The following is a 16425-nucleotide window of genomic DNA, read 5'->3' on the forward strand; positions in this document are numbered from 1 at the left end:
CGGATCTTCGGAATGGGGCGCTTTATTCAAAAATACATGACCGTATATCGAGAGGATGGGAATCGGCAAAGGCAAAGGCGTCTTTTATGTTTTCCTGGATGGTCATTTCATCCAGCTTGCATAAAATGCCCAACAGATAGATATGATAGTAGCAGTATTGATCCAGGGTAAATACGCCGGGATGATTCTGGTAGGTCTCAAACAGTCTGGATCGAACCCCCATATCCATGTATGCCTTCATCTGCAGATCTTTTCGGTCATAGGATTTGTGGAAGTCCTTTTCAATCTCTTCATAGATTCCGGCGATCATGGCCAGCTTATGATTCTGCCAGATCAGCTGCTGATCCTTATGATAAAATAATTCCATGTTTTTAGGCGTGCTCATTATCTTTCTGTAGGCGTAGATATAGATTATGCAGTGACGCCAGTATCGGTTTTTATATTCTTCCGGAAACGAGTCTACATATCCTTTGATCTGACTGAACAGATCATCTATAAACGTTTCCATGATCATAAATTTGTTCTTAAAATGATAAGTGATGGCGCCTTTTGTAATATTTAATTCATCTGCAATTTTCTGAAATGTAGTGCCGCTGTATCCGTATTCAAGGAACATACGGCCGGTTACCGTCAGAATTTCTTCTTTTAAATTTCTGGATTCTGTTTCTTTCAAATATTGGACTCCCTTTAGATTGATATGGATGGTCAGAAGGAAAATACTCTGGCCTTCCCAAACCATTATAACTCAATGACAAATCTTTGCCAAGTAAATATGAACAAAGAAGATTGTTATATTATCTGACAAAATCAAGAAAAATAGTGCTATACAAATAACATTTTGTATTGTGTGAAAAAAATCGAAAAAAGCGTTATTTATATAAATTAATAACGTAAATTTTGAATTAAATTACAAAACTATATTGACTATATGGATAAAAAAGGTTAAAATCAACAGTATACAAAATGTGTTTGTATAGCACAAAAAGGTCAGCTGAATTCTTTTTTTTAAACACAAATGTTAAAAAAATGACAAAAAGGAGAAGTCATGGGAACTCAAACGAAAAAAACAAACAAGTATATGTCATTGGCGGCAGTCACACTGGCGTTTTCATTTACCTTTTTGAGCCGGTACATCTGGAGCCCTCTGATGGCAGACGTATCCGGGGAATTTGGTATTAACGCCACACAGGCAGGACTTTATATGTCTGCTTTTTTTGCAGGATATCTGGTAACACAGATTCCGGGCGGAATTATGGCGGACAAATATCAGCCCAAGTATATTCTGATTGCCTGTACCGTTTTAGGCGGCGCTATGACAGCCCTTATGTCAGCCATAAACAGCTATGAAATGGGACTGGCAATCCGTGTGATTACAGGTGTGAGCAGCGGCTGCGTTATGGCCCAGTGTTCAAAAGTAGTTGCCCTTACATTTGCACCAAAAGAGAGAGCTTCTGCTATGGGCGTAGTGCTGGCTTCCCCGCCTTTCGGCATCACACTGGCTCAGTCTTTAGGCGCTCCTCTCAATCAGGCCTTTGGATGGCGGACTACCTTTATGATTGTAGGCGCAGTGGCAGCCGTTATCGTGGTTTTATTAGCTGTATTTGTACAGCCCGTTGAAAAGAAAGCGCCGGAAGCTTCCGCTCCCAGGGCAGCAGCACAGACCGCGGCAGCCAAAGCTCCCGGAGCCGGACAGGCCGGAATGCTGGAGGGACTGGTTGGTTTCTTTACCAATAAACAGCAGCTTCTTCTGGGCGCCAGCGGATTTATGTTCATGTTTATCAGCGTAGGCTTTGCTACCTGGACCAATAAATATGTCCAGAGCATCGGTTTCAGCCCTGTCCAGGGCGGCATGATTATTACCTGCTACAGCATTGCGGGCATCATTGCCTCCTGCCTGTCCGGAAGTATTGCCCAGAAGCTTCACATGAGCCACCGGAATTTCCTTATGATGACCCTTGCAGGCATGGGTGTGATGACCATTATCTTCTCTATGCAGAGAAGCTACACCGGACTGATTCTGGTAGGAATTATCTATGGTGCGGTTTCCTATCTGCCTTCCACCCATTACACCACCTCTGCCATGATGCTGGCAGGAGAGCGCTTTACAGCAACTGCCGCCTCCACACAGAATCTGTTATTCCAGATGGCAAGCCTGATTATGCCTATCATTGTAGGACGGGTAATTGATGCAACAGGAAGTTATTCCTTTGTATGGTACATCTTTGTTGGATGCGCAGTGGTTGCGGTATTCTTCAGCTTTCTGGTAAAAAATGACGAACGTCCATAAAAAGGTAGCTTTTGATTCAAAGATCACTTTTATAGAAAGGAAAAAAGCAATATGAAAGAACTTGTTCAAAAAATCATTACCTTGAAGGTAAACGGAAAGGATTACGACATCACCGTGGGAACGGGCAGAAATGATATGCCCGAAAGCGAGACTCTGGCTCATACCCTCAGGGACCGTCTGGGCCTTACAGGCTTAAAGATCGGATGCGATCAGGGAGCCTGCGGCTGCTGTACCGTGATTATGGACGGAAAGGCAGTTACGTCATGCATGACATTGACTATGGATTGTGACGGCTCAGAGATTACCACAATTGAAGGTCTGGCTGACCGGGCCACAGGAGAACTGGACGGCCTGCAGCAGGCATTTTTGGACAACTGCGGATATCAGTGCGGTTTCTGTATCCCCGGTGTAATCATGACAGCAAAAGCGCTTTTAAATGAAAATCCGGAACCCACAGAGGAAGAGGTCAGAGAAGCACTGGCTGGAAATTACTGCCGCTGCGGAACCCACTATACGGCAGTAGAATCCATTATGGCCTATGTAGAAAGCAATAAAAGCAAAAAGGAGGAGCAGGAATGAAAGAATTAAAGTATGTAGGCAAGGAAAAGGTTCGCCTGTTAGGTCCTCAGATTGTAACGGGAAAAGCAAAGTATACCGGTGATTTTAAGGTGCCTGGTATGCAGTATGGAAAAATTTTAAGAAGCCCCCATCCCTATGCCAAAATCGAAGCCATTGACGTTGAAAAGGCCAAGGCTTATCCCGGAGTTACTGCCGTTGTGACCTGGAAGGATGTGGACCCGAATATTTACATCACAAACGGTTTTACCCCTCCTAAGCATCATCATATTATGGATCAGTATGTCCGCTTCATCGGAGATGCAGTTGCCCTGGTAGTTGCCGAGACAGAGGATATTGCTCTGGAAGCAATGAAGCTGATTGACGTAACCTACACGGTGCTTAAGCCTGTATTCACCATCGAGGAAGCGCTGGCTCCCGATGCACCACAGCTTTATCCAGAATTTCCGGGAAATATTGCCCCTCACAAAAATAACATAAACTTTGAGGTGGGAGATGTGGAAAAGGGCTTTGAGGAGTCAGATGTAATCGTTGAGGTTGATTCTTCTATCGAAAACGGACAGAACCCGCTTCCGGTAGAGCCTCCTGTTACCATCTGCTGGTATGAAAACGATACATATAACTTTATCGCATCCGCTGCCGCTCCTGCATACTGCCATCAGAATGTGGCTTCATCCTTAAATGTGCCTTATGAGCAGGTACGCCTTACCGCTCCGGCAGTAGGAGGAAGCTTTGGTTCCAAGTTATACAGCGGCAATGTGCAGCCTCTTGTATTTACAGCAGTAATGGCGAAGGCTGCCGGATGTCCGGTTATGTTTAATTACAGCAAAGAAGAGCATTTTGCAATCCATCAGAACCGTATGGTTACCAAGGCTCATCTTAAATTTGGTATGAAGAAAGACGGTCTGGCAAGCGCGGTTGTTATGAATCAGGTTGCAGATGCAGGCGTCTGCGCTTCCACTCAGGAATTCATGCTGGCGGTGGGAACTAATACTCTTCCCATCCTCTGTAAAACAGACAATAAGAAATACGATGCAGAGGTAGTTGTTACCAACCATATGCCTTCCGGTTCCTTCCGCGGATACGGCTACATGGAGTCTACGGCTCTGGTAAGTCAGGCAATTATGGAGGCATGTATAAAGCTGGATATTGATCCTGTAACTTATCTGGTTAAAAATGCGATGAAGAAGGGCGACCGGTATCACAATGCAAATGCAGAGCCTCATCCATGGCAGTATAACAAGACGGCCGACTGGAGCGATCTGGTTGTCAAGACAGCAGATGCATTCCATTGGTCTGACCGATTCAAGGGCTGGGGCGTTCCTACCTGGGTATCTGCTGACGGAAAGAAGGTAAGAGGCGTGGGAGTAGGCGCTGCAGGCCATTCAGATACCGGCGGAAAGCCATCCAATGCCAATGTTACCCTTACCGGACTGGGCGCAGTCTATCTGTCAACCTGTATGTCTGAGTTTGGCGCAGGTACCAGAGACGTTATGCTCAAGGTTGTGGCAGAAGAGCTGGATATGCCGTTGGAGTCCATCCGTGTGTCCGATTCTGATACAGGAATGACGCCGCCTGATTTCGGTTCCACCGGTTCCCGTTCTACCTACTGCGGAGGCATCGTAGCAAAGCGCGCCTGTGAGGATGTGAAAAAGAAGCTTTATCAGCTGGCTCATGAAAAGCTCGGCCTTCCTGAGGATGATCTGGAATTTAAGGGCGGATATGTGTGCCGTCTGTCCAATCCGGAAGAAAAATACTCTCTGTTCCCTCACCTGATGGGAAAAGTAGACGGCGTTACCGGCTGCGGCCATTTTGACGGTGTTCATGACAGTACCATTTTCCATCTTCAGTTTGTAGAAGTAGAGGTAGATCTGGAAATGGGTACCTTTAAGATTGTAGACCACTTTGGCGGATCTGATGCAGGCGTAATTGTAAACCCGCTTCCGCTGCGCAATCAGATGCAGTCCTTCTTTGCGGGAATTGATATCGCATGTATGGAAGAAACCGTATGGGACCCCAATGATTACCGGGTATTAAACGCAAGCAATATTGATTATAAGACAAGAACCTTTAATGATGTAGTTCCCCATGACCACATTGTCCTGGAGTCTATGAAGAATACAGAGAATGATTATCCATTTGGCGCAGTGGGAGTAGGAGAGCCCTTACTGGCTCCCGGCGGTCCTGCCATCCGTATGGCAATCTACAATGCCTGCGGCATTAAGCTGGATTCTTATCCATTCTCACCTGCAAAAGTCCTGAAAGCGCTGAAGGAAAAGGAGGCAAATAAATGAAAAATTTTACATACATAAATCCATCTTCTGTGGAGGATGCGTCTGAGCTGCTGAAACAGTCCGGCACAGTTGTCATGGGCGGAGGCACGGATCTGATTGGCGTATTAAAGGACGGACTGCTTCCGGAATATCCGGAGCAGGTGGTTAATTTAAAGAAGCTTCCCGGCCTGTCCCAGATTGAAGTAAAGGAGGACGGACTTCACATTGGCGCGGAGGCAACTCTGCGTCAGGTAGCTGATTCTGAAACAGTAAAAGAGCACTGGGGCGCTTTAAGCACTGCCGCTACAAGTGTTGCCACCCCTAACATCCGCAATACTGCTACCGTAGCCGGAAACCTGTGTCAGGACATTCGCTGCTGGTATTACCGCTATCCGGATATTCTGGGCGGAAAGATTGACTGTGCACGTAAGAGTGGCCATCTCTGCTCCGCTATGATGGGTGAAAACCGTTATCATTCCATTTTCGGCGCAGCAAAGGTATGTGAGACTCCATGTACCGGAAACTGCCCTGCTCATACAGACATTTCCGCATATATGGAAATGGTACGTGCAGGAAGATATGAGGATGCGGCCCGCGTAATCCTGGAGGTAAATCCGATGCCGGCTATTACCAGCCGCGTATGCGCTCACTTCTGTATGGAAGGCTGCAACCGCAATACATATGATGAGAGCCTGAATGTAGGCGGCATTGAGCGTTACCTTGGAGATATGGTTCTGGAGCATTCCGAGGACTTTATGCAGGGACCGAAGGAAGAAAACGGAAAGAAAATTTCCATCGTAGGTTCCGGTCCTGCGGGCCTGACCGCCGCTTTCTATCTCCGCCAGAGCGGCTTTGCAGTTACCGTATATGAGAAACAGAAGGAACCCGGCGGCTGCCTTTCCTATGCAATTCCGGCATACCGGCTTCCAAAGGATATCGTAAGAAAATTTGTTTCTGTTCTTGAGAATATGGGTGTCACATTCTGCTGCAGCTGTAATGTAGGCACAGACATTACTCTGGATGAAATTTATAAAATCAGCGACAGCGTAATGTTGGATACAGGCACATGGAAACGTCCTCTGATCGGGCTTGCAGGCGAAGAACTCACACGGTTCGGCCTGGAATTCCTGATTGACGTAAATAATTATATTCTTGACAGACCCGGTTCTGATGTTGTTGTAGTCGGCGGCGGAAACGTTGCCATGGACGTTGCCATCACTGCCAAACGTCTGGGCGCCCACAATGTAACCATGGTCTGTCTTGAGCAGAGAGATTCCATGCCGGCAAATGAAGAAGAGGTTACAAGGGCACTGGAAGAGGGCGTAAAGATCGTCAACGGCTGGGGACCCAAGGAAGTTCTGAGAACAGACGGAAAAGTCAGCGGAATCGTATTCAAGAACTGTCCTCAGGTTCTGGATGAAACAGGACGTTTCAATCCTGTATATGATGAAAACAATCTGCTTACAGTAGATGCAGATGTTATCATGATGGCAATCGGACAGAAGGCTGATCTGGACTTCCTGGAAGGCGCTTATGAGGTTGAAACTGAACGCGGACGCATCAAGGCATTAGAAGGAAACAAGACCAGCGTGGAAGGCATTTTTGCCGGAGGCGATGTAACAACCGGACCTGCAACCGTTATCAAGGCAATTGCGGCAGGAAAGGACACTGCGATCGCTATCCGCAAATACTGCCAGACAGACGCCCTTGAGGTTGAGAAGGCAGCTGCTGCCCGCCTGAAAGAAAAACTGGCATCCTTTACAAATGAGTGCCGTCATAATCACGAGGCAGCAAAGGCATCCCTCCTTTCTGTAGAAGACAGAGCCATGGATAAGGAGGATTTAAGCGGACTGGATGAAAGTGCTGTAAAGCATGAGGCATCCCGCTGCTTCAACTGCGGATGTCTGGCTGTAAACCCAAGCGACATGGCAAATATGCTGTATGCTTACGGTGCAAAAATCCGTACAAATATGAGAGAGCTGGACGCAGAAACCTTCTTTGCAGGCTCTACCCGCGTAAAGGATACCTTAAAGCCGGGAGAAATTGTTCTGGAAATCGTAGTTCCAATGCCTTCTGAAGGCACAACTGCTGTTTATGATAAGTACAGAACGAGAAAATCAATTGATTTCGCTATTCTTGCAGTAGCAGGTACCCTTCGTCTGGAAGAAGGCATTGTAAAGGAAATCAGCCTTGTATTGGGAGCAGCTGCACCGATTCCTATGAAATTACAGGAGGCAGAGCAGTATCTGCTTGGTAAGGAACTTACAGAGGAAACCGCAAAAGAAGCAGCAGAGATTGCCCTTAAGAAGGCAATTCCTTTGGAGATGAACGGTTATAAGATTGAAATGGCAAAGGTTATGATCCGGAGATTCCTTGGATTCTGATTTAAGCCATCCAGTTGGATAAAATAAAAAGCGGGAGGACAAAAGACCTCTCCGGCATCAAAGAAAGGATATTGTAAAATGGACAGGGAGAAAATTCTGTTATACAGTGAAAAAAAAGAAAATCTGGGAAAGCCGGAGCACTTTCTGGGAGCGGGAGAGGTTAAAGAGCCGGGATGCGGCGACTGTCTGGAAATGTTTATTGATACAAAAAGGGAAGTTATTACAGAATTTCATTATACAGTTACCGATACCGCCTGCCCTCCGTTAAAAGCATGTGCCGCAAGAGTCGCAGAATGTGCACTGGGCAAACCTGTAATGGAAGCATATCTGATCAATGCCGCCCAGCTGTCTGAGTTTTTCGGCGGACTTGAAAAGGAGAGCATCCACTGCGCTCAGATGGCGGAAATCGGCCTTAAACGGACTCTTCAGGATTACGCTGTAAAGCGTGCAGAACGGATCAGCAAACAGGCATAAAAGAGGTAAACATATGAAGCAAACAGGCGCTGTAATTGCAGCAGCGGGTCTTTCCTCCAGGATGGGAGATTTTAAACCCCTGCTTCCCTTTGGAAAAGAATGTGTTGCCAGGCATCTGACGCAGATGCTTGCGCGAACCGGCGTATCCCCTGTTGTAATGGTTACAGGATACCGGGGAGAAGAGCTAAAACAGCAGTTAAAGGATACGGATATTATATTTATCCAAAATCGGCAGTATGCTTCTACGGAAATGCTCGATTCGTTAAAGCTGGGGTTCGAAGCAATTAAAGGACAATGCAGCGAGGTGCTTGTCATGCCCGTGGACGTGCCTGCCGTAACCGAAGAAACTGTAAAAAAGATCATAGACGCAGACAGCCCTATTGTCCGGACAAAATGTGCCGGACGGCGTGGACATCCGGTAAAACTCAGCTCAGTAATGATGGAAGCTGTATTATCGTATCAGGGAGAGCAGGGACTGAAGGGCTTTTTAAAAAGCTGCTCAGATTTGATTCTGGATGTAGAAGTCGCTGATGAGGGCAGTTTTGTAGATGCAGATACAAAAGAGGAATACCGCCGTCTGTTACAGTTGGAGGGCAGCAGAGGACAGGGATATCCTGATGGGGAAGCCTTAAAATGGCTCTTGGAAACCTCTCAGATGCCGGATCACCTCCGCCGCCACAGCGAGGCAGTGAGCCGTAAGGCTCTTTCCATGGCTGTAAAGCTGCAGGAAAAAGGGATACTCCTGGATCTGAATCTGGTTCGGTCTGCTTCCCTTCTTCATGACATCCGCAAGGGGAGCGCAGATCATGCAGCAGCAGGAGCAGCGCTTTTAAAGGAAAGCGGCTACAGCCGGGCAGCGGAGATTGTACGGCAGCACCACTGGCTGGACAGGATGCCCTCAAAGGCAGACGAAACCCTGGTTGTATATTTAGCAGATAAGATGATCCAGGGAGATAAAGAAGTATCCATCGACGAACGCTTTGAAAAAAGCCTTGCCAAATGTGCCGGAAACAGCGAAGCGCTGAAATGGCACAATAAAAAATACCGCCAGGCCAGGGAGGCATGGCAGGTATGGGAAGAAAGTTTTGTTTCATAGGTAAGTAAAATAAAAGTGTCCTGTCCGGAGGCTGAAAGCCGGATGGGGCGCTTTTTTGTTTTATATCCATGTAAAAATGTAAAAAAATAGTAAGACAGCAAAACACAGGTTTGTGGTATATTTAAGATATGGTATATCCTAAAATAACATGAAAAGGAGAGCTGTAATTGAATATAAAATATAAAATGCACGGTCTTTGGATTGTCCCTGCCTATTGTTTGATCACAGGAACGATTGGTTTTTATGCGGATATCACATACAGCGTTCATACAGAACAGGAAAACTACATACTGGAAGCAGCAATCTTTGCAATCGCTCTTTTGCTTGGAAGATTTATTTTTCGTTTTTTTTTCTCGAAAAATCCTGTTTTATTCAGCCAGTATAACTGTAATATTTCAGATAATCATAACAGCATTGGAACTGGTAATGCCTGACCTGTTAGGCGCTCTTGGGATAGTTCTATTTTTGTATCCTATAGGCTGGTACAGAATCATAATACGTCTGCTTGTCAGAATAGGTTCTGGTGGAGTTTTATCCTATTTTTTAGCATCACTATGCCCATATCTGTTTATTTTTTTTGGAAAACAAACTTCAGATTGAACTGCAAAACTGCACAGCAGACATACCGGCTCCCACTGGATTTAGCCGTCGGACTGTGTTATATTTATGGTATAAAAAGAAGGGAGGAACCTCTATGAAACGGAACATAAAAAAGACGGCTGTAGCGTTTTTTGCAGCGGCAGCTGTGTTTGCAATGGGTTCAGTAAGCACCTTTGCAGCCGAGCCGGGATGCGGCAGGTATTATGAGGACGCGGATCAGGACGGCGTCTGCGACCGTTATGGTGAAGCAGGACAGCGGGAAGCCTTCCACAGACCGCAAAGGGAACATTGCGGCGGCCATCACAGACAGGAAAAAGCCGGCAGAAAACATGGATGCCGTTTTTAAATAACAGAGAAAAGGCAGGTTAAAAGGAACTATGAAGATAATCGACAGCCACGCCCATATTGTCCAGTACATCGCAGGGATCGGCTCCGGCGGAGAGCTGCGCAGCATCGGCGGCGGAATGGCCCGCTATGCCAACGGACAGGTAGTCCGGATGATACCGGAGCAGTTTCATACAGACGGCGTAAGCCCGGAACAGCTTCTTGAAATCATGGATGAGAACGGAGTGGAAAAATCCGTGCTCCTTCAGGGAAACTTCTACGGTTTTCAGAATTATTATACCTGGGAGGCTGTAAAAAAGTATCCGAACCGTTTTATCGGCGCCGCCAGCTATGATCCCTATTCCTTTGACCGGGATGGAATCCGGCGCTTTCTGTTTGAAGAACTGGGATTTAAGATTGAAAAGTTCGAGGTCAGCACCGGCTCCGGCGTGATGGCAATCCATCCTGATTTCCTCATCGACGGAGAACGCATGGAGGAGGCCTTTTCCTATGGGGAGCGTATGGGCCATGTGATGGTTATTGACATCGGAAAGTGCGGCAGTAAAAGCTGGCAGGCAGAGGGACTTAAAAACGCAGTTACCCGCCATCCGGGCGTAAACTTTGTGATCTGCCACCTTCTGGCTCCCAACGGAAAGCAGGAGGAGGAACTGAAACGGGCTCTGGAAGGGCTGGCCCTCCCCAATGTATGGTTTGACCTGGCAAGCGTACCCCATAATTGTATGGATGCTTCCGAGCCCTGGAAGAGAGCCGGAGCCTATGTACGGCTGGCAAGAGACCTGGTGGGCGCAGATAAGCTGCTGTTCGGCACAGATATGCCTTCAGCCCTGAAAGAGGCTCCGTATGGCGACTATGTGCGCTGGATTCGGGAGATGGAAGGGCTAAATGATGCAGAGCGGGAACAGATCCTGTATCAGAATGCAGCGAAGGTTTACGCTGGCCTTTCCTGATCAAACAGACCAACATGTTCTGCAGCCCGAAAACCGCCTGATCTCTTTTCAAAAGGAGACGGGCGGTTCTTTTTATTTCGGGCAGGTGTATCGGTTAAGCTCCTGACTGTGTTTTCCATACTCAATCACTTTTTGGGAACAGCGGCAGATACAGGTCATACAGTGGGTACATTTATTTCCCCAATGGGGTTTGCCGTTTACAAGCATTTTTGTAAAAAGATTACAGATTTTCCCCCCGGGTTCTTTCGCTATCCTCCGGGCAGTATACTCACTGTTTCCTGTTCCTGTAAAATATAGAATCATCGTATTTTCACTTCCTTTCATTGAAATCCATTCCACCATTATACAGAAAAGGAAGGATGATAACAGCATTAAAAATATGTATGATAGATCATGTTTATCTCGCCGGTGATCGACATGGAAAAACAGAAACGCAGGAGTTGACGGCCTATGGTGTATGAAGATTTTCTGGCTTCAATGAGATGGTTGTCATTCATTTAAAAACCGTTTATAATATAAAAATAACTATAAATGAGCAAATTTGAAAAATTGCACAAAATTATATTGCCAGCTTCATAAATGAATCAAAATCATTACTTGACTTCGCAGTGTCTTTCTTTTGTGCAAAATCACGAACTTGCTCATTTACAGAAAATAATATATTAAAATGTCGGTTTAATACAATAAAGAAAAGAGGATAAAATAAATGGATCGTATGGAGCATACAAAAACCACAGTACCTTCCATGGATGCATGGATTAAAGAGGCAAAAGAAGATAAAAGCGCACCTGAATGTGGAATGTATCTGTTCCACAATGGAATCGTCCGCCAGAGTGCGAGGGCAAAGGTAAGACAGGGAGACATTTCTGCATCCGATGTGAAAGGAATGGTATTCTCTTATGACAAAGAGAAGGTGGAAGAGGCAGTAGAGAATACACAGAATATGCCGGGAATCGGTTATGTCCGTGTATGGCTGAATGAAGGACAGCTGGAGGTAGGAGACGATATCATGCTGGTGTTAGTCGGCGGAGATATCCGTCCCCATGTGGTTGATGCGCTTCAGTCTCTGGTAGGCGAACTTAAAAACCACTGTGTAAAAGAAGAAGAATTATTTTAATATGTAAATCACTCTATGAAAAGGGGTTGTCGGGAAATAGATAGCCTAAAACAGGGCCGGTTGTGACTTATGCGAGTCACAACCGGCCCTGAAATTTTTTTATAAAAAAGAGAAAAAGATGGCTAACGATAACTATCTTTTCCCCGTTCCATGATTTTTCCTTCAGTCTGTTTTATGCTCATGATGCGCTCCTTTCAGACTGTCAGCTCATTTGTGGTGAATCTATTATACGACAAGTTCCGCCAGTTGTAACCGTTTCATTGCGAATCATCCGTAAAACTTTATCCTCCATTATTTCTTTCTCTGTATCGCTGAATATTACTTTAACTTTATAGGTGGTGCCGTCAATGCAGCGAGTCATATAAGAAAAATTACTGTTCTCGTTTTTTGCCATAGGCAGTTACCTCCGTGTTGAAATATTCATTATTTTTTCGTCTAATAGAAAAGGTATTAACACCCTGCCAATGCAAAAATGCCCTCAAAAAGCCTTTGGCACAGCGCTGTGGGCAGTACACCCGTTTTCCGTCAGTTGGGAACGGCTTGCCGCATTGTTTGCAATGAGTGGTCGGTGTTTGCGTGAATACGGCTTCCAACCCTGCATCTTCCGGCAGGACAGACTTGCGGAAATATCTGCATAGTGCGCTGTTGGTAAAACAGATCCCCAACACTGGACAGTCACAGTCCAATGGCAGGCAGCCGTACTCGTTGTCGTAGTTGGCGCAGAGAGAAGTAACCAGCTTTTTTTGAAAATATTTTCGAAGGGAGGGGTCTGCGGTGTTCGACGATCCCGAACGATATGAACATGACGGTTTTTATGAAGAAAATACTGACTATGAAGATGAATATGAAACGGACGATTCCGATTACATAGTCGATGACGAAGAAGATGAAAATCCCTTTGGGACGATGAGGAAGAAGCTGCTGACGATCTTCCCGAAAAGAAGCGGAAGAACCAAGTTGTTCTTGCTGACAATGATACGGATACCGAAGAAACCGAATTATCCGAACAAGCCATGTGCCAGATTGCAAAAGAAGAACAGCTCATCGAAGAACTGGAAGCCGACGCCGAGGAACATCCCTTTGAGGATGGTACTGACGAGGAAGAACCGGATCGTAAGAAGCTCAAACGAGAACTGCGGGCAGAAGCCCTTGCACGATTGGAGGATTCCACCAGAACACAACGGGAGTTTGAAAATGTGATTGCATGGCGGGACAGACGCCTTCCTGCTTTGCCATAGCGGAAACGATGTTTTCAATGCGCTCGTTGCCGATTTGATCGATTTCAGCTAAATGCTTGAACAGTATTCCCTCCAACACATAGTTGTTGTAGAGGATTTTACGGTACTCTTTCAGGTAGCTGCGGCGCATACGCCCGTATTTGCCTATCTGATATTCGCCGTCATCCGGCAAAGTAATGCTGGGAATGAAATAATCGCCCACTTGACGGTATGTACCGCCCATTTCTTCAAAGATAGTTTTCATAAAATTCAGCTCCTTTTGTGTTGATTTCCAGCGGTTATAAGGCTTTTTGACTCCATTCTTACAACTGCTTTTCAGTTTACCACAAATGAGCCGCAGTCATATGTATTAGATGGCAGAAACCACCCTTTACATGTTACTATGACCTGCGGGGAAAGATCGCCAAGGCTGAGCGCCGGATCGCCACTCTTACCGAACGCGGGGAGATGTGGGAACAGTATAAGTCCATCCACAAACAGTTTGCCAAAGTAAAGCCGGAAAAGCGGGAACAGTTTGAGCAGCGCCACAGCCGGGAACTGATCCTGTATGACGCAGCAGTCCGGTATCTGAAAGACTTGAAAGACAGTGGCGAGGGGATAACCCCGAAGGCATGGCAGCGGGAGATCGACCAGCTGGCCGCCGGAAAGCAGACGGACACGCTTGCCATGAAATCCATGAGGGAGAATTTGAAAGCAGTGGAACGGCTCCGCAAAACCGCCGGGCAGCTGTCCCGACAGGAAATGGACAAGTCTCACGACCGTGGGCCGGAGCGATAAAGGCTGCCGCGTTTTGGTGTACCCCTGCCAAGTGCGTCGCGTTTCACAACATACTTTTGTATACAGAAAAAACCGCCGTACAGGTTTCCCCATACGGCGGCAGACGGTTTATTTGCCGAACAAGTCACTGTGTGTGCCGGTGCGGGCCAGCGTCAGCACCAGAACATCATCCTCTATGCGATAGACAAGCAGCCAGTCCGGGAGAATATGACATTCCCGATGACCTGCCCAATCGCCGGACAGGTCATGGTCACGGTTCTTATCCGGCAGCGGTTCGCCCATTGCCAGCAATGCTACGACCTGCTCCAACAGCTCGATCTTCAAGCCACGCTTTATGGCTCGTTTGTAGTCCTTTTTGAAACTGGTCGTGTACTTGACAGTATATTTGGTTTCTTTCATCTTTTCAGGTCAGCAAACAACTCGTCAAGGTCATTGTAGCCCTTTACAGACGGGTCTTTTGCAATTCTTTCCGCTTCCAGCATGGCAGCAACCGTTTCTTTGTTCGGCTGTTCCAGCCTTACCTCAAAGGGAATGCCGCCTTCACGAAGCGACTGGCGCACAAAGATGTTAAATGCCGTAGTCAGGTTCATGCCAAGTTCAGTAAACAGTGCGTCCGCCTGCGCTTTCAAATCTGCGTCCATGCGGATACTGATGTTTGTGGTATTTCCAGCCATACGATCAACCCCTTTCTGCTGGCAATTATAGTATATGCCATTTGCACGAAGAAAACAATACTTTGCACGAATATTTAACAATAAATTCATTCAAGGAGGTTACCTGTTTTATGAAAGAAATCACTTTACCTGTCACGATCCACCTAAATATCCATCTGCTCCTTCCGCTGGTGCAGCCGGAACCGGCAGATACGGACAGCCGCCCGGAGGCTCAACACTGCCACGGCTGCGGTGGGTGTGGGAACTGTCGCTATGAAGAACAACAAGACTGAACCTATCCCTGTCATGGATTACCGCCAGTACCACAGAGCGCGGAAACTGGTGCATGAGTGCTGTAACTACATCGACGAAAACTGTATCGCCCTGGACGATGGGGAGGAATGTGTCTGTATCCAGTCTATTTCCTACTCCCTGTTGTGCAGGTGGTTTCGGACAGCGGTATTGCCGCAGGATAGGGAACTGGAAACGGCGCTGTTTACCCCCCGTTCCAACCGGGCCAAATACTGCTCGGAATGTGCCGCACGCATGAAGCGGATCAACGCCGCAAAGCGCAAGCGGAAACAACGGGAGAAATAACAGGGAAAAGCAATGGAATGAATCATAATTATTCAAGAAAAGTATGGAAAATCCAAGCAGTTTCGGTGGATAAATGGAAAAATGATTATACCTGTAGGATATGTGTCATACGAATATCCTAAATATAAAAGGCATGAAGTCAATAAATATGTGAGGAAATATTCCGACATCGAAAATTGTATTAGTTACGATGTTATGAAGTATATGGTGAAAAACGCTCTTTCGAGGTATATCGTACAAAAAGGTAAATGTGCGGTAACGCATAATGCTCTGTCAATATCAGATATGGTCTGTGTGCACATCAAACCCTGTAAGGGAGAGCGAAACGACACCTACAGGAATCTAATTATCCTGTCAAAAGCGGTATCAGAAGTGGTCAGAGCAACAAATCCGGAAAAAATCAGAAAGTTGCTTACAGACTTAGACTTGACCGAAGAAATGAAAGAGAAAATCAATAAACTCCGAAAACATCGGGAGTTGGAAGAAATACAATTCGAGGACTATATAGGCACTAAAAAGTAATCTTAGTCGGTGGAACGCCGTGTGATGGGAAACTATCACGCACGGTGTGGAGCGGTGGAAAAGCCCGAGGTGGTAACACCAGAGGCTTACCTATCTCTATTCGGAGAAATTCCCGATTTTGACAAAATGTTATCAACCATGAGGAAATACGAAATTTCCTGTACGATCATCCTCCAATCCCTGTCGCAGATTAAAGCAAAATATGACAAAATATGGGAAACCCTGGTAGGAAATTGCGTGCGCCCAGAAGTCGCCAGCGCATTATAAATTCGGCGGCGTGGTATTTATGGAATACTGCCTTTAGCAAGCAGTAGGTAAAAGTATCAAGTGATAAAAAATCACAACCTATTATTCTACAACTTATCCGAGAGGGGAAACCCGAAGGAGAGTGTAGCATGTTGTCGCTCTTGTTAATAGACGAGAGCCTGAATGATAAGGTATGATATTGTCAATATTGGTTTACACTTTTTTCTCAAGAATGTTCGACCTTATGCTGCCTCCTGTAGCGAAGCATAGTATTGTTGTCGCTTAACCATTGG

At 46.2% G+C, this 16425-nt stretch carries 20 protein-coding genes; 14 read left to right on the forward strand and 6 right to left on the reverse strand.

What is annotated here, in order from left to right; all coding sequences use genetic code 11:
- Positions 1 to 22 precede the first annotated feature (22 nt).
- Positions 23 to 673 carry a TetR/AcrR family transcriptional regulator gene (locus tag ACZM6M_RS11970; RefSeq protein ID WP_296038955.1) on the reverse strand — a complete coding sequence of 217 codons (651 nt, stop codon included), beginning with the start codon at positions 671 to 673 and terminating at the stop codon, positions 23 to 25.
- A gap of 372 nt (positions 674 to 1045) precedes the next feature.
- Here ACZM6M_RS11970 and ACZM6M_RS11975 point away from each other — a divergent pair, with 372 nt between their 5' ends.
- The 10 genes from ACZM6M_RS11975 to ACZM6M_RS12020 all read left to right on the forward strand — a co-directional run bounded on the left by ACZM6M_RS11975 (position 1046) and on the right by ACZM6M_RS12020 (position 12099).
- Positions 1046 to 2287: an MFS transporter gene (locus ACZM6M_RS11975; RefSeq protein WP_337434522.1), complete on the forward strand. Its 1242-nt coding sequence runs from the start codon at positions 1046 to 1048 to the stop codon at positions 2285 to 2287.
- A 51-nt stretch (positions 2288 to 2338) separates the two neighbouring features.
- Positions 2339 to 2866, forward strand: a complete 528-nt coding sequence (locus ACZM6M_RS11980) for a (2Fe-2S)-binding protein (RefSeq protein WP_066548376.1) — start codon at positions 2339 to 2341, stop codon at positions 2864 to 2866.
- Positions 2863 to 5157, forward strand: coding sequence for a xanthine dehydrogenase family protein molybdopterin-binding subunit (locus ACZM6M_RS11985; protein WP_337434521.1), 2295 nt, complete (start codon positions 2863 to 2865; stop codon positions 5155 to 5157). Before ACZM6M_RS11980 ends, ACZM6M_RS11985 begins: the two co-directional genes overlap by 4 nt.
- Positions 5154 to 7520: an FAD-dependent oxidoreductase gene (locus ACZM6M_RS11990; RefSeq protein WP_337434520.1), complete on the forward strand. Its 2367-nt coding sequence runs from the start codon at positions 5154 to 5156 to the stop codon at positions 7518 to 7520. The genes ACZM6M_RS11985 and ACZM6M_RS11990 overlap by 4 nt, the downstream gene beginning before the upstream one ends.
- A 78-nt stretch (positions 7521 to 7598) precedes the next feature.
- Complete coding sequence (locus tag ACZM6M_RS11995) at positions 7599 to 7994, forward strand: iron-sulfur cluster assembly scaffold protein (protein WP_066548382.1); 396 nt, start codon at positions 7599 to 7601, stop codon at positions 7992 to 7994.
- Between the two features lie 13 nt (positions 7995 to 8007).
- Entirely contained in the window at positions 8008 to 9090 is a 1083-nt protein-coding gene (locus ACZM6M_RS12000) for a DVU_1551 family NTP transferase (RefSeq protein WP_337434519.1), read from the forward strand.
- Positions 9091 to 9257: 167 nt separating this feature from the next.
- A complete protein-coding gene (locus tag ACZM6M_RS12005) occupies positions 9258 to 9524 on the forward strand; it encodes a hypothetical protein (protein ID WP_066548386.1) in 267 nt (88 codons plus the stop codon).
- Positions 9525 to 9784: 260 nt separating this feature from the next.
- Positions 9785 to 10036 (forward strand): hypothetical protein, encoded by a 252-nt coding sequence (locus tag ACZM6M_RS12010; RefSeq protein ID WP_066548388.1) that lies wholly within the window; start codon positions 9785 to 9787, stop codon positions 10034 to 10036.
- A 31-nt stretch (positions 10037 to 10067) separates the two neighbouring features.
- A complete protein-coding gene (locus ACZM6M_RS12015; RefSeq protein WP_178275766.1) occupies positions 10068 to 10982 on the forward strand; it encodes an amidohydrolase family protein in 915 nt (304 codons plus the stop codon).
- Between the two features lie 706 nt (positions 10983 to 11688).
- Positions 11689 to 12099: a molybdenum cofactor biosynthesis protein MoaE gene (locus ACZM6M_RS12020; RefSeq protein WP_337434518.1), complete on the forward strand. Its 411-nt coding sequence runs from the start codon at positions 11689 to 11691 to the stop codon at positions 12097 to 12099.
- Between the two features lie 202 nt (positions 12100 to 12301).
- Here the strand turns inward: ACZM6M_RS12020 and ACZM6M_RS12025 are convergent, their stop codons facing one another.
- The 3 genes from ACZM6M_RS12025 to ACZM6M_RS12035 all read right to left on the reverse strand — a co-directional run bounded on the left by ACZM6M_RS12025 (position 12302) and on the right by ACZM6M_RS12035 (position 13581).
- Entirely contained in the window at positions 12302 to 12493 is a 192-nt protein-coding gene (locus ACZM6M_RS12025; RefSeq protein ID WP_337434517.1) for a transposon-encoded TnpW family protein, read from the reverse strand.
- Positions 12471 to 12836 (reverse strand): cysteine-rich VLP protein, encoded by a 366-nt coding sequence (locus ACZM6M_RS12030; protein WP_337434529.1) that lies wholly within the window; start codon positions 12834 to 12836, stop codon positions 12471 to 12473. The genes ACZM6M_RS12025 and ACZM6M_RS12030 overlap by 23 nt, the downstream gene beginning before the upstream one ends.
- A 385-nt stretch (positions 12837 to 13221) precedes the next feature.
- Positions 13222 to 13581, reverse strand: coding sequence for a TnpV protein (locus ACZM6M_RS12035; protein ID WP_418762325.1), 360 nt, complete (start codon positions 13579 to 13581; stop codon positions 13222 to 13224).
- Positions 13582 to 13784: 203 nt separating this feature from the next.
- On the opposite strand from ACZM6M_RS12035, the gene ACZM6M_RS12040 reads away from it, so the two are divergent.
- Positions 13785 to 14114, forward strand: coding sequence for a hypothetical protein (locus tag ACZM6M_RS12040; protein WP_484078092.1), 330 nt, complete (start codon positions 13785 to 13787; stop codon positions 14112 to 14114).
- A gap of 108 nt (positions 14115 to 14222) precedes the next feature.
- On the opposite strand, the gene ACZM6M_RS12045 is transcribed toward ACZM6M_RS12040, so the two are convergent.
- Together ACZM6M_RS12045 and ACZM6M_RS12050 are read right to left on the reverse strand one after the other, a co-directional pair.
- Complete coding sequence (locus ACZM6M_RS12045; protein ID WP_002596328.1) at positions 14223 to 14513, reverse strand: type II toxin-antitoxin system YafQ family toxin; 291 nt, start codon at positions 14511 to 14513, stop codon at positions 14223 to 14225.
- Positions 14510 to 14788 carry a type II toxin-antitoxin system RelB/DinJ family antitoxin gene (locus tag ACZM6M_RS12050; RefSeq protein ID WP_005924829.1) on the reverse strand — a complete coding sequence of 93 codons (279 nt, stop codon included), beginning with the start codon at positions 14786 to 14788 and terminating at the stop codon, positions 14510 to 14512. Before ACZM6M_RS12050 ends, ACZM6M_RS12045 begins: the two co-directional genes overlap by 4 nt.
- Before the next feature lie 110 nt (positions 14789 to 14898).
- Here ACZM6M_RS12050 and ACZM6M_RS12055 point away from each other — a divergent pair, with 110 nt between their 5' ends.
- From ACZM6M_RS12055 to ACZM6M_RS12065, 3 genes are all read left to right on the forward strand, one after another.
- Complete coding sequence (locus tag ACZM6M_RS12055; protein ID WP_340276316.1) at positions 14899 to 15060, forward strand: hypothetical protein; 162 nt, start codon at positions 14899 to 14901, stop codon at positions 15058 to 15060.
- Positions 15041 to 15364, forward strand: a complete 324-nt coding sequence (locus tag ACZM6M_RS12060) for a cysteine-rich VLP domain-containing protein (RefSeq protein WP_340276314.1) — start codon at positions 15041 to 15043, stop codon at positions 15362 to 15364. The genes ACZM6M_RS12055 and ACZM6M_RS12060 overlap by 20 nt, the downstream gene beginning before the upstream one ends.
- 546 nt (positions 15365 to 15910) lie before the next feature.
- A complete protein-coding gene (locus ACZM6M_RS12065) occupies positions 15911 to 16153 on the forward strand; it encodes a TraM recognition domain-containing protein (RefSeq protein ID WP_337934282.1) in 243 nt (80 codons plus the stop codon).
- Positions 16154 to 16425 lie beyond the last annotated feature (272 nt).

The sequence above is a fragment of the Enterocloster sp. genome (assembly GCF_057861365.1).

What these genes read in the sequence shown, in the direction of transcription:
- ACZM6M_RS11975 (WP_337434522.1), top strand. Translation starts at nt 1,046, where the DNA reads ATGGGAACTCAAACGAAAAAAACAAACAAGTATATGTCATTGGCGGCA.
- ACZM6M_RS11980 (WP_066548376.1), top strand. Translation starts at nt 2,339, where the DNA reads ATGAAAGAACTTGTTCAAAAAATCATTACCTTGAAGGTAAACGGAAAG.
- ACZM6M_RS11985 (WP_337434521.1), top strand. Translation starts at nt 2,863, where the DNA reads ATGAAAGAATTAAAGTATGTAGGCAAGGAAAAGGTTCGCCTGTTAGGT.
- ACZM6M_RS11990 (WP_337434520.1), top strand. Translation starts at nt 5,154, where the DNA reads ATGAAAAATTTTACATACATAAATCCATCTTCTGTGGAGGATGCGTCT.
- ACZM6M_RS11995 (WP_066548382.1), top strand. Translation starts at nt 7,599, where the DNA reads ATGGACAGGGAGAAAATTCTGTTATACAGTGAAAAAAAAGAAAATCTG.
- ACZM6M_RS12000 (WP_337434519.1), top strand. Translation starts at nt 8,008, where the DNA reads ATGAAGCAAACAGGCGCTGTAATTGCAGCAGCGGGTCTTTCCTCCAGG.
- ACZM6M_RS12010 (WP_066548388.1), top strand. Translation starts at nt 9,785, where the DNA reads ATGAAACGGAACATAAAAAAGACGGCTGTAGCGTTTTTTGCAGCGGCA.
- ACZM6M_RS12015 (WP_178275766.1), top strand. Translation starts at nt 10,068, where the DNA reads ATGAAGATAATCGACAGCCACGCCCATATTGTCCAGTACATCGCAGGG.
- ACZM6M_RS12020 (WP_337434518.1), top strand. Translation starts at nt 11,689, where the DNA reads ATGGATCGTATGGAGCATACAAAAACCACAGTACCTTCCATGGATGCA.
- ACZM6M_RS12025 (WP_337434517.1), bottom strand. Translation starts at nt 12,493, where the DNA reads ATGGCAAAAAACGAGAACAGTAATTTTTCTTATATGACTCGCTGCATT.
- ACZM6M_RS12035 (WP_418762325.1), bottom strand. Translation starts at nt 13,581, where the DNA reads ATGAAAACTATCTTTGAAGAAATGGGCGGTACATACCGTCAAGTGGGC.
- ACZM6M_RS12040 (WP_484078092.1), top strand. Translation starts at nt 13,785, where the DNA reads ATGTGGGAACAGTATAAGTCCATCCACAAACAGTTTGCCAAAGTAAAG.
- ACZM6M_RS12045 (WP_002596328.1), bottom strand. Translation starts at nt 14,513, where the DNA reads ATGAAAGAAACCAAATATACTGTCAAGTACACGACCAGTTTCAAAAAG.
- ACZM6M_RS12050 (WP_005924829.1), bottom strand. Translation starts at nt 14,788, where the DNA reads ATGGCTGGAAATACCACAAACATCAGTATCCGCATGGACGCAGATTTG.
- ACZM6M_RS12055 (WP_340276316.1), top strand. Translation starts at nt 14,899, where the DNA reads ATGAAAGAAATCACTTTACCTGTCACGATCCACCTAAATATCCATCTG.
- ACZM6M_RS12060 (WP_340276314.1), top strand. Translation starts at nt 15,041, where the DNA reads ATGAAGAACAACAAGACTGAACCTATCCCTGTCATGGATTACCGCCAG.
- ACZM6M_RS12065 (WP_337934282.1), top strand. Translation starts at nt 15,911, where the DNA reads ATGGGAAACTATCACGCACGGTGTGGAGCGGTGGAAAAGCCCGAGGTG.